Genomic DNA, 14,618 nt, shown 5'->3' on the forward strand with positions numbered 1-14,618 from the left:
CTGAACGGGGGTTTCGCCTGTTCCTCAGATGAACCTGACAGTCGATGGCAGTCCGAGTGGTCAAAAGCGGCGATAGATATCGAATCTTTTTGTTATCGCTCGACAAATTCACACATGTGAACCTCAGTAAGGGGTTTGTCCTCGCCCTCGTCGTCGCCCTGCTGGTGTTATCGGCCATGGTGATCCAGCCGTTTCTCCAGTACGTCCTCGGTGCCGTCCTCCTCGCCTACGTGCTCTATCCGCTGCAGATCCGTCTCGAAGCGTATGTATCGCCGATGATCGCCGCACTCTCGCTCCTGATTCTGGCAGTCGCGGGATTCGTCGTCCCATTCGTGGTGATCCTCGCGACAGTCGTGGATGGTGCCGACCGGATTCTGAAAGACTTCGACACGAACTCGCTGCAGATCGAAGTGGTCGAATCCCGGATCGAGGAACTCACCGGACGAGAGATCGATATCGCCGGAGAACTCGTCAGCTCAGGGCGGGAAATCGGAACGATCGTATTCGAGCGGTCGACCCAGGCGTTCGGTACGATCACCTTCCACCTCATCGGGATCGCGTTAGCGCTCTTTCTCGTCTACTACCTTCTCAAAGACGCCGATGACCTGCTCGACTGGCTCCACCGAACGATCCCCCTCCCGACGGACATCCAGCGCGACCTCTACGCCGAGATCAACGACGTGATGTGGGGTGTTCTCTTCGGACACGTCTTTGTCGCCATCGTCCAGGGGGTCGTCGCCGGAATCGGACTCGTCGCTACTGGCGTTCCCAATGCGGTGTTCTGGACGGCCGTTATGATCGTTCTCGCGATGGTTCCGCTCGTCGGTGCGATCCCCGTCTGGGGTGGGGCGGTGGTCTACCTGTATCTCACGGACGAACCGGTGCTCGCCGCCGGATTATTCGTCTACAGTGTTATCGTGGTTGGACTCACCGACGACTATCTCCGACCATTCGCCGTCGACAGGTACGCTAAGCTGAATCCGGCCGTCATCCTCCTCGGTATCCTCGGAGGCGCGTACGCATTCGGGATCATGGGACTGTTCTTCGGCCCCGTCGTCCTCGGCGGACTCAAAGCCGCTCTCCGCATCGGCTTGGATAACTGGTCACGGATCGACGAGAGAGAGATCGGCTGACCGAGCGTTCGTGATCAGTCGAACAACAGCAGTCCGAGCCTCGTCCTCAGATTCGGCGTGTCAAACCGGCGGCAAAACTCCAGGAGAACCTGTCCGGCGACGAGGGGGAGGACGTCATTCTGATGCCCGAGATTCTGAATATTCGGCTATTCAGTACGGATAAGACCACGTTGAGCAGGAGGAATACGACGAATCCAACGGCTATCCATCCCCACTCGAGAAGGGTGAGGGGAACGACTTGGTAGAACTCGTGAAGTGGTGTGTACAGGACTGCGAGGTGGACGAGAAGTGACACGCCGATCGCACCGACGAGCCAGAGATTCGAGCGAAGTGTCTGATCGTACCGCGAGCGGATCACCTGGATGCGGATCAGCTCGACGACGACGATGAAGGTGAACAGGAGCGACTGAGCGCGAAGGAGCGAGCCCGTGCGGTCGAGGGAGTAAAAGAAGATACTCAGACCAGTCACTGCTAACAGAACCGCGATAGTCAGTATCGACACGAGGACACGCGTGTTAATCACCCCTTCATCCGAGGGTCGTGGGGGCCGATTCATAAGTCCCTCTGCGTGTGGGTCCGCACCCAGCGCGAGCGCTGGAAGCGTATCCGCGACGAGATTGATCCAGAGAATCAGGATCGGTGTCAGAATCAACGCCTGCGACGTCCCAGAGAACTGTCCGGGGAAGAACAAACTCCCGAGCAACACACCCAAAAACACCACCAGTACCTCACCGGTGTTGGTCGAGACGAGATAGTTGACGAACTTGCGCACATTCTCGAAGATGCCCCGCCCCTCTTCGACGGCATCACGGATCGTGGCGAAGTTGTCGTCCTGCAAGATCATATCAGATGCCTGTCGAGCGACGTCGGTACCGCGCTGTCCCATCGCAACCCCGACATCCGCTTGCGTGAGTGCTGGCGCGTCGTTGACGCCGTCGCCCGTCATCACAACGTTGTGTCCGTTCTCCTGAAGCGCATTCAGAATACGGACCTTGTGATCCGGTGACACCCGGGCAAAGACATCGACATCCTCGATAGTTTCCCCCATCTCCTCGTCCGACTGCTCGGCGACATCGCCGCCGGTGAGCGCACCAGCCGGGTCAAGCCCGATTTGCTCGCCTACAGCCCTGGCTGTCATGAGATTGTCACCGGTCGCCAGCACAGTCCGGATGCCGGCCGACCGACAGTCGGCGATTGCGTCCTCGACTTCCTCTCGGGGTGGATCGAGCATCCCTTGTAAGCCGAGAAACACCATTTCGTCCTCGATTCGATCCGCGTCAGCCGATGGGTTCTCAACGGGCTTCAGAAGCGAAACCTAGCACCCGGAGTGCGTCCTCTGCGAAGGATTCCGTTTGGTTCAGGATCTCCCGGCGCTGTTTATTGGTGAGTTCGTGTACGTCGCCGTCTTCGAGGTAAGAGTCACATCGCTCGAGGACGACTTCCGGAGCTCCCTTCATGTAGGCCGTCGGCTCCCCGTCTTCGACGATAACGGTCATCCGCTTTCGCTCCGAGGAAAACTGGATCTCCCGGATCCGTTCTCCGCTCGGGTCGATCCCTTCGTCATCCGCTACTTTTCGGAGGGCAATCTCGGTCGGCTCACCACGATACTCGTCGTCGTCCGTTCGGTCCACGTTGTTGCAGAGAGAACCGCATCGCAATAGCTGGCCAACGTCTGGATCACGACTTTGATCCCCGTTCGCAACAACCCGCCGGCCGTCAACGTCACCATTCCCTGATTTCGAGTTCGATTTAGACAAGTTAACAACGGATCCCGAAGCGTATAGTCGAGTTACTGTCATACGGTTTTCCGTCACCGTGCCCGTCTTGTCGGTGACGATAACGTCGACCGAGCCCAGGCTCTCCACGACCGGAAGTCGTCTGACCAGCGCATTCCGGTCGACCATCTCCCGTGCACCCAGTGCCAGGGTAAACGTTACGACTGCAGGGAGCCCCTCCGGGACACCCGCAACGGCGAGGGTGATGCCCACAAGCAGAATCGCGGTCGACTCTGTCGCCGTGAACAAGAACTGGACAACGACGACCAAGACAATCAACGACACGACGAGTCCCCCGATCTGTTTGCCAAGATGTTCGACTTCGGTCTGGAACGGCGTCTGCCGGTCGTCGGCCTCCTCCAACTGGGTGGCGATCCCACCGACTTCCGTCTCCATACCGGTTTCGACGACAACCGCTCTTCCCCGGCCTTTTACGACGGTCGTATTCTTGTAGACCATATTGCGGCGCTCGGCCAGTGGCGTGTCGTCGTCAACGCATTCGGTCGTCTTCTCGACAGGTTTGCTCTCCCCGGTGAGTAGGGACTCGTTCGTCCGTAACTCCTCGGCGTTGAGTACTCTGGCGTCGGCCGGAATTGCATCTCCCTGTTCAAGATAGATGATATCCCCTGGGACGACCTGCTCTGCGTCGATTAGCTGTTTTTTTCCGTCACGGAAGACGGTCGCCTGCGGCGTTGCGAGTTCACGAAGTGCTTCGATAGACCGGGCGGCCTGGTAATCCTGGACGAATCCGAACACCGCATTAGCAGTGATAATAAGTACGATGAACACCGCCTCAGTGTAACTCGGCTCACCACCGGGAAGGAACCCTGTGCCGAGTGACAAAAGCGCCGCTACGACGAGCAAATAAATAAGCGGGTTACGGAACTGGGAGAGGAGTAAATCAAGCGTCGACGTCCGTTCGGCCTCGTGGATGTCGTTTGTTCCGTACTCCGACAGTCTGCGATCCGCCTCGTCTGTCGAAAGCCCCTCTTCGTCGGTCGCCAACGCCGAGAAGATGTCACCCATTGCTGTCGCATGCCAGGGTTCCGAAGGGGTCGTGTCCGCATTTGAACGAGTCATACTGTCAAAGGCTCCGATTGAGAAACGCCGTACTTCGGTTGGGTTCTATCCTTAGAGTCGTACAGTTCTACTCTCTCACATATTACGGGTGAGGTAAAAACACAGTCGGAGGACCAAAATACGTCCCGAAGACCTTCCATTGTATTAGTGGATTTCTTCTGTGTCAGGGTCGGGTGCTGGAACCGTCAATACTGGAATAGGCGACGTCCGAATAAGATACTCGGTGACGCTGCCAAGGACGTATCGGTCAAAGCCCGTGCGCCCGTGGGTGCCGACGACGACGAGGTCAATGTCGTGTTTGTCGATATACGCGAGGATCGCTTTGTGAATGGAGGCGCCGTATTCGACCGTTTTCGACGTTTGTTCGACGCCAGCGTTTTCCGCAACCGTCGCGGCCTCGTCGAGAAGTTCGTGAGCACTTTGCTCCAATAAATCCATCTGGATATCGGTACGGATATTAACCCCCAACGCCGCAACAGCAATAACAGAGAGGAGATGCAGTGCCGCCCCCTCGGTATCTATCAGATCAACTCCGAGAGCGAGCGCTTGATTCGCACAGTCGCTCCCGTCGGTCGGGACGAGGATATCCTGATGGGGATACGTAATGGTGCCATCAGCGTCTGGGTGTATCGTGAGCACAGGGACATCCGCTCGGCGGACGACTCGCTCGGTCGTGCTCCCGAGCAGAAACCGTTCAAGTCCCCGGCGTCCGTGCGTTGGCATCACGACGAGATCAAGCCCGTTTGTTTCGGCATACCCGACAATTTTGCGGTACGGCTTCCCCTGGAGAACCTCCGTGACGGTGTCGATGCCGCGCCGACGTGCCTGGTTAGCCGCCTCACTAACGAGTCGTTCCCCCTCCTGTACGAGTGCGTCAACCTCGTTTTCCTGCATCTGTGGGACGCTGACTGGTGTCGTATTTGCGACGTTAAGGATGTGGATGGTCGCGTTGTGGCGTGTCGCGAAATCTAAGAGATGGTCCAACGCGACTGCTGCCCCGTCACTTCCGTCGGTAGGAAAGAGAATTCGGTTGAACATAGCTTCGATAATGACACGAATACACAAAAACGGGTGTGGGGGTATCGCCGTGATGGTGACGGTAATGGCTCCTCCGGTGAGTACGAACGCTCGCCGATAGTGACAGCCGATAACACGCCCACGCTACTGAAGAAGGAGACCGGAATTGGGTAGAAGGCTGCTCAGTCCGGGTGAACGCCGAGGTTTTGAGTGGCACCACTGGTAGCAGACTCGGAACTCTCCCGAAATAGTTAGTAGTATAACTGGAATGGCCATCCAAGAGTTGAACTGAAGAAGTCGTCGGTCACAGAATCCACCGAAACCACGCATGACAGCACCAGTGAACTACCCCTGCCTACTCGGCGGCTTGCGCCGCCTCCTTGAGGCAGGGGCTTCCTGAATCAACGACGCGACTTGCAGATACGGCAAGCGTATCCACAGTGGTCGCAGTCTCCGCAGGCGTGTCTTCGGAGTGAACCACTCCTAGTCGAGTCCAACCACGTTGTTGGACGTTCAACGCAGCGTTCCAGTCTCGGTCGATTTCAGAAGCCGCACGACGGGCAAGAGTGCTCGCGGACCCACAGCGGCTTCGCGGTTTCTACACCGCATTCAGCGCATTCTTTTGTCGTGCCTCGCGCTTCGACTTCGACGACGTGACACCCGTTCTTGTTGCCGTGGTGTTCGAGAATCGTGAGGAACTCACGCCAGCCCACCTCGGCCTTGTTCCGAGCGCTCTGGTATCCTTCCAGCATACTCTTCACATTGAGGTCTTCGACGAACACTGCGTCGTACTCTGTCGTGTAGAAGTGTGCGAGTTTGTGCTTGAAGTCCTGTTTCTTGTTCGACATCCGCGCGTGGATTTCGGCGACGCAGCGACGCTGTTTCTCCCGGTTGTTCGAGCCTTCCTGTTTCCGTGACAGGGACCGTTGTTCGCGTTCGAGCCGCTCACGGTCACGTGACAGGTCGAGACGCTTCACTGAACGTCCGTCCGAATCGTGGATGAAGTTGAGGACGCCGAGGTCGAGTCCCACTGTGTCTTCAGGGTCGATGTCTTCAGGCTCGGGGTTCTCGGGAGCAGCGGTGTCGATGGTGAACGACGCGTACCACGCGCCCGTTGCGTCTTTTTTTAGCGTGACTTCCTTGATGGCGTCGTGGTCGGGGAAGTCGCGGTGAAGTCGAACTGGAATTTTGCGGGTTTTACCAGCAAGTTTCTTGAGTGTTAGGAGTGCGTGTCCGTCGGGGCCACTCTTCTTGTCGAGTTTGAAGCCCGATTGACGGTACGTGAAACTCCTGAATTCACGTGGTTTCTTCCAGTTCAGCGACCCTACCTTGTACCCTTTCGCTTTGAGTTTCCCGAGGTTGTTGATGTTGTCACGGATACGTTCAACGGCTTTCTGCAAGACTGTGGAATACACCTTGTTCAGGTCGGTCCACCAGTCTTTCAGCGCGGGGATGGTGTCGCGGACCATCCAGACGCGCTGCCGGAGTGTGCCAGCGTCTTCGGGGATTTTGTTGAATTCTCTGAGTGCGTGGTTGTAGAGTTGTCGTATGGTGTCGCGTTGCCAGTCCAGTGCGTCCTGTTGCTCTTCGTTTGGGAAGAGTCGGTAGCGTGGACTGTATTTCATGCGACGTGTCTCCAGCTATGACTTATTGATAGTTAAGTATTCTGATTAATAGCATATATAACTCGTGCGGGCGCTGTATCACCCGCCCTACTCGCTCCCTTCGGTCGCTCCTTGAGGACGGGGGCTTAGCGCCCACACTTTCAGCTAACCCCGCTGTTGTCTCAACTTTCAAATTCTAGCAGAAGTTGAGACTGGTGTTTTCAATGCACAGCTGGTAGCAATTCAATCCACTTCGATCGCTACTCCGTGATCAGTCCGACGACGTCATTGACAGTAAACAGATGAAGATCGTCCCGTTCCGATTCGGCTTCCTTGACTGCGGACGAGAATCCAGACCGACTGAATAGCGCATACGTGTACTCTGGATCACCACTGCTTTCTGGATGCCAATCTACTTTCGGGGCTTCAGATTCGAGTTGACTGAGGACATCGTATCCAATCACGTCCTGTCGGAACTTCACCTCACCAACGAGGAGTCTCTCTCCATTCGTCGGAGCCACGATGTCGATCTCGCTTCCACTACCATCCCACCAGTTCCCAGGTTCCTCTACGAAACGATACTCGTCGCCGAACGCGTACAGGACAGCGTGCTGGCACAACTGCTCGAACGTCCCACTGACGAAGTCCGGCAGTTCTGGATCGATGAGGTCGGTGTAGGCATCCTCGCCATACACCTCGTACCGTGCTGTCCGCCCATAGACGAATCTGAACTAGAACCGGAACAATGGATCTGTGATCGTATACCGACCTTTCCGGCTGCGATCCGGATCGACGGTGACTGGGTAGTCTCGTTCGATAAAGAAATCCCGTACAGCGGAGTAACCTGAGAACCAATAACGCTTTACAACAACTGCACTAATCTGAGGATATGGATAGGAATCTCCCGCTCGCCGTCCTCTGTGGGCTGGTGATGGGTCTCGGCATATACTGGTTCCTCTCCCCTGACTGGTTCGTTGCGGGGGGACAGCGGCGGTGCACGCTGGAGCGGGGTACTTTTATTTTGCCTTCGATATTTCTCTCCTTGGTAGTAGTATCCAATTTGACGATCGAATAGACAGGTTGGGCTACGCTATTGGCCTGTTCGGTCTCTGTGTGAGTCCAATGGCGTTCGCACAGTACTACGGGCAACAAGGCGCTACGACGCTCCCATTCGTGATTTTATTTGTGGGCGTAATTGCGTTTCTACTTTTCATCTCAGAAGCTCAGCGACAGACCGAATATATCCACTGAGACACGCTATCAAGTACGGCCAACGGGGCATCTGAAGACTCATTGGTACTGGCTCTGTCGACTGGTGTACAAGGATCCGCTGTGAGGTACTTTCACTGCATTGGAAATATACTAAGTTGTCTTTGTTGAAATCCTCAGAGAGTTACAGGTTCGCCCAGTAGTCCAACCGGATGGAAGCCCTACCGAAGTCGCGGTTACTCCGAATTGTTGAGCAAGCGATGCACTTGGGTCGTCGAGCTGTCGCTCGCTACTCCTCGAAATTCTCGAAACGACGGTACCCAGTTCAGCAACACATCGTCTTGCTCTGTCTCAAAGTTCGGAAGAATACGACGTACCGGACGCTTCTTGACGAACTGATCGAGATGCCTCGGATTCGGTGTGCCCTCGATCTTGAGGAAATCCCGTCTCCTTCGACGTTGTGTGAACTCGTTGTTGGCTGTCTCACTCACAACACCGACAAGGCCCTCTGAACGTTAGATGTAGTGTGTGGAGTTAGTACAGGTTGGTTGTGCTGTGTATCTATTGTGCCGCAAGTGTGTTCGCCACCCAACCACCGATGCGACCGAAGGACCACCCGAATACGGGCGACAAACACAGCACTACCACACCAGCAAAGGCGAAGAACATGAGTCTGGGCACCGACCACGTCGCAGTCACGGCTTCCATGAAGACAAGCGTGAAAATTGCGATGACACCACCGAGGAATCCTGCGCGGAGTCCAGCAGCACTCGGATCTGCCGAACGGGTGGCTGCGATAGCTCCAGCAATCGACGCGCCAATTATCATTACCGCACCACCAATGGTCGCTTCAGAGTTCGGTAGCCAATTCATCACAGCAGCAGCAGGTAGTGAGGCCCCCGCACCGAGAATTGCAATCCGCCATACTTGAGGAACGTTACGGGGGTGGAGGACTGGAAACATATTCCATCTAATACTGTACCTGAGAGACATCATATGGTTTTTGAAGTGTCAACCTGCGATTTGACTTGACCAGTGAGACCGCTGTTACATTCGCAGCTCTCAGTGCTAGATTTCTATATAGCACTATACGATATACAAAACCCATTAACTGCTTGGATAAGTGGTTAGAGTCTCTCTTCCGCCTATAATCCGCATAATCCTCCCTGTTCCCAATTGGTCGTGATTACACTGATAATCACGACCACTTTGAGGTACCCCACCGCCGTCGGTGAAGCACGAATTCTGTAATCGGCTCCCGACGCCGCTTCTCCCAGGGTAGAGCCGCCGAGACCAGGGGTCGAGTTTGGTCTTGCTCTCCGCAGGCGAGGTCAAGGCGATGGCCAAGAATCGAGTTCAGTATAGAACTAATGACCTCAACCTATATTTAAACAAAGCGCAAACGGTGTTATATGACCGAAGACGAATCGAATTCCGAGGACGTGATGGAACGCCAGACCACGGGTGAAGACCGGGTGCGGATGATCGCCCGACAGCTATCCGAGCCGCGGACGGCAAACTGGATCGGCTCCGAAGCGGGCTGGTCACACGAGCCGACCAAACGCGTCCTCGAACGACTCGTCGACGATGGGATCCTCCATCGTGACGAAGGCGGCACACACACGACGTACTACCCCGATCAGCGCCGCCTGCGATACAGGAGGCGATGGGTCTTCGAGACAGCGAGCACACTGTCGAGGAGCTCATGGACACTCTCGCCCACATGAAGGCGCAGATCCGGGACTGGGAGGACGAGTTCGACGTCGAGTCGCCGAACCAGCTTCGCGGAACGCTCGCTGACCAGGCACTCGACGTCACCGAAGAGGATCGTCCCCGTGAGATCGCACGCGAGTGGGAACACCTGCAGCAGCGCATCAAAATCATTGGATTCGTGATCCGCGAGTGGGACTTCCTCGCTCCGACGACAGAGCCTGCCGATGCTAACAGCTAAGAGATGTCGGTCCCGCATCCCGGAAGTGATCCGAACGCGAACCTCTACGCCCAGTTGGAGCGAGATGTCTCGACCATGTGCCACCGATCGGGACCGTCGAGTACGATCCTGACGATATCGAGGCCAAGCAACTACGGGCGATTTTCGATCCCGCCCGCCTTGATCCCCCGACAGGCCCCGATTCGCCGGAACTGACCGTCAAGTGGTATCGACAGGGCCCACACGATCGGTTCCGTATCAACTACACCGACCCGAACACTGGCTTTCACGCTGGCTGGCACCAGGACGAGGACCACCCCGAACTCGGGCAGGTGAATTTCCAGTACTCGGTCGCCAGTACGGAGGACCCCTGGGGGATCACGTTCGAACACGAGACTCCCTCCCTGATCCTCTGGGAAATCGTCGAAGAGTTCCTCGAGGACGTTCGTCCGAACGACCAGTACACGAGCGAGAAACCATGACACCCCGAGAACGCACCGATCAGTCACTCGAGAGTTCCTTCGAGCGCTACCTCCAGGACAAAGGGTAAGGCCGCGGTGGCGGCGGCGGGAACTACCGGCGGAACGCAGCACGAGAGCTCGAGCGGTTTGCCGAGTGGGCCACCACCGACCACTTCTTAGAGGATTCACTGGGCCGGGGTCTCACTACGCGCGAATCCGAGTCAGGGGAGAGCACCCGCCAGAGGATCCGTGGGTACAGGAGACTTGTCGCCGGTCGTTCCAGCCGAAAGACCCGCAAGAACGCCTCCGTCAACATGCCGTCGTCGTGGGCTCTAGCGACCAACCGGCCTGCGTACCTGTTGAGCAGATCGGTCGCGAACGGTTTGGGTCCCGTCGTCTGTTCGAAGGTAAAATCGTTGCCGACGGCCGTCCGCCAGGCCTCGTGGACGATGTCGTCGACTCGCTCGAACATCCGTGGTCCGAGTCCGTCGATCCCTCTCGGGAGTTCGTGATGGAGCGCAAGCGCGTCTAGAGCTGCGACTGACATGCCTTGTCCGTAGACGGGGTTGAAACTGGCGACGGCGTCACCAGTGACGACCAGTCCGTCCGGGAACCGAGCAAGGTCGTCGTAATGGCGGCGAACACTCGCGGGGAACGGGTAGCGTTGGATCTCCGACACCCACTCTCGGTCACGCAACTGCGTCGAGATGTCATCCATCGGGAGAGTGTCGGCCCAGTCGAGGAACGATTGACGGTCGACCGGCGCTCGCTCGCCGTGCAGTCCCTGGAGGAGAACCTCCCACCGATCCCCCTCGACAGGGAGCATAGCCGCACCGCGCGGTCGGTGGGGCTCAGGTGCGATGAGAACGCCGCGTTGTGCGTCCGGCGGCCGAGTGATACAGACCGTGCTGTAAGTAACGTCGACCGTGACCCGGTCGACATCAGGGGACGGATAGCCGTGTCGCTCGAGCCACGCCGGCGTCCGACTCGTCCGACCCGTCGCATCGACGGTGAGCATCGCGTCGAGTGCCGTCTCCGTGCCCTTCTCGTCTCTGAACCGGACGCCCGTGACACGGTTCAGAAGCCGGGTCGTGCTGGTAGTCGATGAAGTGACATCCCTCTCGAAAGCGGATCCCCGGTGTGTCGCGAACCCGTTCGCGGACCACGTGTTCGAAAAGCGGTCGGCTGGCGTACAGCGCTGACAGTGGCGTTGCTGACTCGGCAACGACGCCCCCATGGTCGTACCACGCGATATCCCTCGTCATGTCCAGTTCCAGTCCGCCGGCGGCCAACACATCGTTGCTGAACCCCGGGAAGAGGTCCTCAAGTGTGGCCCGTCCGGCTTCGAGCATCGCATGAGGATGGCTCGTCTGTGGTGCTCCGCCGCGGCTTTCCGGTCCATGGGGGAGGTCGTCGCGTTCGAGGATCACCACTTTGTCGACGACGTCGTGGAGGATACGGGCTGCACAGAGACCGGCCATACTCCCGCCGACGACGATGGCTCTGTCGCCAATCGGCTGGACCCGGGCTTCCTCGTACCGCGCCATCGTTGCCAACGTCATGTGAGAACGATCACTCATTTGTAAGTGCCTGACGGACAAAAAGGCCGCAGTTCCGGCCTGCATCGGGACGGCGCGGCGTCCATGTGGTGGTCGACATTTCTGACGGCAAGCACGGCTGTTCCCGTGTACACGACAGCGTGGATCGGGACGGGAGCCGACGGCTGCAGGCGCGTGAGAGTGACAAGGCAGTATCGCCGACGCGTTCGACGCCCGCCTCGTGTACTCGGATGCCATTCCTGGATCTTCGCGTCCGCGAGAAAGGACCTTCCACGCCGTCACAGAATCACGCATACAAGCTACGTCGGTCCGATAGTACCGGCAGCAGATGGTTGAAATGACCGTAGGACCAAGCCAAGATATGACACAGACCTACCCGATCAGGGATCTTCCGACGCCGGATCCCTCGCTGGACCCGGCGGAGGTTGTCGACATACAGCTTGATGCTCTGGCAACGAACGATGATCCCTTCGAAGACGCGGGGATCGGCGTCGCGTACAACTTCGCCTCGCCGGCGAACCGACAAACAACAGGTCCGTTCGACCGGTTTGTACGGATGGTGAAAGGGCCACAGTACGCTCCGATGGTCGATCACGTGGCGGCGACGACCGGCGAAATGGAACGGGACGGTAACAGTGCCACGCAGTCGGTCACGCTTACGGGGCCTGACGGTCGGACGGTAACTTACGATTTCGGGCTCTCGAAGGATCGACCCGGCGAGTTGGATGGATGCTGGCTCACCGATCGCGTCCTGATATCCTCCAGGTGAACGCAAAAGAATCCCGAGCGGAGAGAGTTTCAGGTTTGCAATCCAGTTAACTACGCGGGCTGATAGACGTCACCGGCACGCTCGTGTTCGTAGCTATCTTGATACAGAGAGACCCCCACCGTTTACGCTGGGGAGGAGGTCACCGAGTATCGGTATTGTCTTTTTGTCCGGTCGCATAGTCATGGTAGTGACAGGGTTCAGGGGGCGCTCATAGACTGCCTGCACTGTGATACCGAATTCGAGTCGCGCAGCGCGGCGCTTGTAGACAAGTACAATCTTGATGACGTGGCGGCAAGTGAGCCCCCGCCATCATCGGTTACAGCGGATTTCGATGTACGCGACAGGGAGTTACTCGGCCGCGTCCGGCGGTTCGACACTGCCCCGCTGGGACTCACGCTTGCCGGACCGGCCTATCGTGACAACCCCATCCTTTATTCTGAACGAGACGCTGAGAGAGTTCACCGGCTACCCGCTTGACGAACTCCGCGGTGAGAACCCACGACTGTTCCAGGGTCCGGACACCGAACAAGAACCGCTCAATCGGCTCCACGAAGCCGTCGACACCTGGACCGAAGTGACCGTCGAACTCTGGAACTACCGCCGAGACGGGAGTCGCTTCCGGAACCGCCTCACTATCGTCCCGGTTCCCGACGATAGCGGCATGATCGCCAACTGGCTCGGTATCCAAGCCGTCATCGACAGGTAGTTCCATGGATAGCGGCGGCACGGATGAACCGAGAGCGTCTAGACGTGGGCATTGATCGGTGGGCCCGAGGCGTCCAGGGGCAGCACACCTCTGCGGTGTTTCAGACAGGTTTGCGCGGAGCGGCGCGGGTAGCGGTTTACACCACGGAAAAGTGGCGATACACCGGGAGCAAATCCGGCAGTTTGGATCAACTGATCTCCGACTCAACGTTCAAGTTTGTCAAAGGAGTACCCGAGAACGAGAATGAAGCTTATCGAACGTGGACACGGGACTGACCGCGTGGCCATTGTCGGCGGCATTCACGGCGACGAACCCGCTGGCGAGCAGATCATCACCCGGCTGGCAGAAAGACTTCCCAATGACTGTCCGAAAACCATCCAACTGATCCTCGCCAACGAACCCGCCCTCGAACTTGGTGAGCGGTACACCGAAACGGATCTTAACCGAGCGTTCCCCGGCGACCTGGAGGGGGATGCGTACGAGACTGTACTCGCGGCTCGCCTGACGCGATTACTGGAGGGATGTGAAGCCGTGCTCGCGTTGCATACCTCCCACAGTGCTCCTCCGCCGTTCGCGATATACAGCAGGTTAACCGAGTCGGTCAGACGGACGGTAGCAGCGCTACCGGTCGATTACGTTCTCGATTCGGGAGCACTCCGCGACACGACACTAGATTCAGTCGTTCCCAACGCCGTCTCCTTCGAGACCGGACGACAGGGAAGTGAGGAAGCCGTCGAGGTCGGATACAGGGGTGCGCTCTCGTTTCTACGCGCCCATGGTGCCTTGACCGATGAGGAACCGACGTTCACCGAAACCACAGTGATCAAGGGGGACAAGGAGGTGCCGAAAGGAGGTGGCACACCACATCTGTACTACAAGAACTTCGAGGAGATGTCCAAGGGGAGTGTCTTTGCCGAAGACGACGTATACGAGCACCGAGTCGAACAAGACGGCGTCGTCCCCGTCCTTGCAAGTAAACACGGATACGAGGATATCTTCGGCATCTACGGCACCGTGGAGCAGACTCTCAAGCCGCCGGAAGCCCATCACCCCGAGGATCACTCGACGAGCGAACCGTCGTAGAAGGTCTCTCCCTGCTGTTGGATATACGCCCGCTGTGTGTCTCGGACGGCCACCCATGGCAGATCAGTTGCCGGATGCTCACCAGTTGCGAGTCCGGTCGGGAGTCCAGCGACGGCAGCCACGAGCACGGTCGCGTTGGGATCTCGGCCTCGATAGTCGACCCTGGCGTCTCCACCGCCCCTCCGACCGGGTTGTGTTCGTCGATGCTAGCGACGACTGGTACTTGACAGCGTTGCTGACGTTGAATGCAAGACTGAGAGCAGGGATTCAGCCAGAAATTTTCACCCTCATC

Annotated in this window: 12 protein-coding genes and 6 pseudogenes; 9 read left to right on the forward strand and 9 right to left on the reverse strand. The window is 57.7% G+C overall.

The features are described from left to right. Positions 1 to 116: 116 nt before the first annotated feature. Positions 117 to 1,133 (forward strand): AI-2E family transporter, encoded by a 1,017-nt coding sequence (locus ACFQH2_RS17950; protein WP_377050524.1) that lies wholly within the window; start codon positions 117 to 119, stop codon positions 1,131 to 1,133. A gap of 46 nt (positions 1,134 to 1,179) precedes the next feature. Here the strand turns inward: ACFQH2_RS17950 and ACFQH2_RS17955 are convergent, their stop codons facing one another. The 5 genes and pseudogenes from ACFQH2_RS17955 to ACFQH2_RS17975 form a co-directional block, all read right to left on the reverse strand. Further along, complete coding sequence (locus ACFQH2_RS17955) at positions 1,180 to 2,364, reverse strand: HAD-IC family P-type ATPase (protein ID WP_377077071.1); 1,185 nt, start codon at positions 2,362 to 2,364, stop codon at positions 1,180 to 1,182. A 61-nt stretch (positions 2,365 to 2,425) separates the two neighbouring features. Beyond that, positions 2,426 to 3,988 carry a cation-translocating P-type ATPase gene (locus tag ACFQH2_RS17960; RefSeq protein ID WP_377077072.1) on the reverse strand — a complete coding sequence of 521 codons (1,563 nt, stop codon included), beginning with the start codon at positions 3,986 to 3,988 and terminating at the stop codon, positions 2,426 to 2,428. A 144-nt stretch (positions 3,989 to 4,132) separates the two neighbouring features. Beyond that, positions 4,133 to 5,026 carry a universal stress protein gene (locus tag ACFQH2_RS17965; RefSeq protein ID WP_377050528.1) on the reverse strand — a complete coding sequence of 298 codons (894 nt, stop codon included), beginning with the start codon at positions 5,024 to 5,026 and terminating at the stop codon, positions 4,133 to 4,135. 334 nt (positions 5,027 to 5,360) lie between these two features. Then, positions 5,361 to 6,630: pseudogene (locus tag ACFQH2_RS17970) on the reverse strand (RNA-guided endonuclease InsQ/TnpB family protein). A 239-nt stretch (positions 6,631 to 6,869) separates the two neighbouring features. After that, positions 6,870 to 7,328, reverse strand: a pseudogene (locus ACFQH2_RS17975) (DUF234 domain-containing protein); the annotation flags it as partial. A 170-nt stretch (positions 7,329 to 7,498) separates the two neighbouring features. Between ACFQH2_RS17975 and ACFQH2_RS17980 the strand changes: the two are divergent. Beyond that, a complete protein-coding gene (locus ACFQH2_RS17980; protein ID WP_377077073.1) occupies positions 7,499 to 7,684 on the forward strand; it encodes a hypothetical protein in 186 nt (61 codons plus the stop codon). A gap of 346 nt (positions 7,685 to 8,030) precedes the next feature. Then, positions 8,031 to 8,285: pseudogene (locus tag ACFQH2_RS17985) on the forward strand (IS5/IS1182 family transposase); the annotation flags it as partial. 94 nt (positions 8,286 to 8,379) lie between these two features. On the opposite strand, the gene ACFQH2_RS17990 reads toward ACFQH2_RS17985, so the two are convergent. Next, complete coding sequence (locus ACFQH2_RS17990) at positions 8,380 to 8,814, reverse strand: DUF5518 domain-containing protein (protein WP_377050534.1); 435 nt, start codon at positions 8,812 to 8,814, stop codon at positions 8,380 to 8,382. 416 nt (positions 8,815 to 9,230) lie between these two features. Here ACFQH2_RS17990 and ACFQH2_RS17995 point away from each other — a divergent pair. From ACFQH2_RS17995 to ACFQH2_RS18005, 3 pseudogenes are all read left to right on the forward strand, one after another. After that, a pseudogene (locus ACFQH2_RS17995) lies at positions 9,231 to 9,769 on the forward strand (hypothetical protein). 3 nt (positions 9,770 to 9,772) lie between these two features. After that, a pseudogene (locus ACFQH2_RS18000) lies at positions 9,773 to 10,230 on the forward strand (hypothetical protein). Beyond that, positions 10,227 to 10,380 (forward strand): annotated as a pseudogene (locus ACFQH2_RS18005) (site-specific integrase); the annotation flags it as partial. The pseudogenes ACFQH2_RS18000 and ACFQH2_RS18005, both read left to right, overlap by 4 nt. Here ACFQH2_RS18005 and ACFQH2_RS18010 read toward each other — a convergent pair. Continuing rightward, entirely contained in the window at positions 10,322 to 11,227 is a 906-nt protein-coding gene (locus ACFQH2_RS18010) for a hypothetical protein (RefSeq protein WP_377077074.1), read from the reverse strand. The pseudogene ACFQH2_RS18005 and the gene ACFQH2_RS18010 sit on opposite strands and share 59 nt — an antisense overlap. Beyond that, positions 11,151 to 11,789 carry a hypothetical protein gene (locus ACFQH2_RS18015; protein WP_377077075.1) on the reverse strand — a complete coding sequence of 213 codons (639 nt, stop codon included), beginning with the start codon at positions 11,787 to 11,789 and terminating at the stop codon, positions 11,151 to 11,153. The genes ACFQH2_RS18010 and ACFQH2_RS18015 overlap by 77 nt, the downstream gene beginning before the upstream one ends. Positions 11,790 to 12,129: 340 nt before the next feature. On the opposite strand from ACFQH2_RS18015, the gene ACFQH2_RS18020 reads away from it, so the two are divergent. The 3 genes from ACFQH2_RS18020 to ACFQH2_RS18030 all read left to right on the forward strand — a co-directional run bounded on the left by ACFQH2_RS18020 (position 12,130) and on the right by ACFQH2_RS18030 (position 14,326). Continuing rightward, positions 12,130 to 12,537, forward strand: coding sequence for a DUF4864 domain-containing protein (locus ACFQH2_RS18020; protein WP_377050540.1), 408 nt, complete (start codon positions 12,130 to 12,132; stop codon positions 12,535 to 12,537). A 415-nt stretch (positions 12,538 to 12,952) separates the two neighbouring features. Then, positions 12,953 to 13,243, forward strand: coding sequence for a PAS domain-containing protein (locus ACFQH2_RS18025; protein ID WP_377077076.1), 291 nt, complete (start codon positions 12,953 to 12,955; stop codon positions 13,241 to 13,243). A gap of 243 nt (positions 13,244 to 13,486) precedes the next feature. Next, positions 13,487 to 14,326, forward strand: coding sequence for a succinylglutamate desuccinylase/aspartoacylase domain-containing protein (locus ACFQH2_RS18030; protein WP_377050544.1), 840 nt, complete (start codon positions 13,487 to 13,489; stop codon positions 14,324 to 14,326). On the opposite strand, the gene ACFQH2_RS18035 is transcribed toward ACFQH2_RS18030, so the two are convergent. Further along, entirely contained in the window at positions 14,302 to 14,454 is a 153-nt protein-coding gene (locus ACFQH2_RS18035) for a hypothetical protein (RefSeq protein WP_377050546.1), read from the reverse strand. The two genes, ACFQH2_RS18030 and ACFQH2_RS18035, sit on opposite strands and share 25 nt — an antisense overlap. Positions 14,455 to 14,618 lie beyond the last annotated feature (164 nt).

The organism is Natronoarchaeum sp. GCM10025703, from assembly GCF_042661985.1.
Taxonomy (GTDB): Archaea; Halobacteriota; Halobacteria; order Halobacteriales; family Natronoarchaeaceae; genus Natranaeroarchaeum.

Coding starts and splice junctions, on each gene's coding strand:
- ACFQH2_RS18015 (WP_377077075.1), bottom strand. CDS start 11,789: ATGAGTGATCGTTCTCACATGACGTTGGCAACGATGGCGCGGTACGAG.
- ACFQH2_RS17990 (WP_377050534.1), bottom strand. CDS start 8,814: ATGATGTCTCTCAGGTACAGTATTAGATGGAATATGTTTCCAGTCCTC.
- ACFQH2_RS18030 (WP_377050544.1), top strand. CDS start 13,487: ATGAAGCTTATCGAACGTGGACACGGGACTGACCGCGTGGCCATTGTC.
- ACFQH2_RS17955 (WP_377077071.1), bottom strand. CDS start 2,364: ATGCTCGATCCACCCCGAGAGGAAGTCGAGGACGCAATCGCCGACTGT.
- ACFQH2_RS17980 (WP_377077073.1), top strand. CDS start 7,499: ATGGATAGGAATCTCCCGCTCGCCGTCCTCTGTGGGCTGGTGATGGGT.
- ACFQH2_RS18010 (WP_377077074.1), bottom strand. CDS start 11,227: ATGCTCACCGTCGATGCGACGGGTCGGACGAGTCGGACGCCGGCGTGG.
- ACFQH2_RS18020 (WP_377050540.1), top strand. CDS start 12,130: ATGACACAGACCTACCCGATCAGGGATCTTCCGACGCCGGATCCCTCG.
- ACFQH2_RS17965 (WP_377050528.1), bottom strand. CDS start 5,026: ATGTTCAACCGAATTCTCTTTCCTACCGACGGAAGTGACGGGGCAGCA.
- ACFQH2_RS17960 (WP_377077072.1), bottom strand. CDS start 3,988: ATGACTCGTTCAAATGCGGACACGACCCCTTCGGAACCCTGGCATGCG.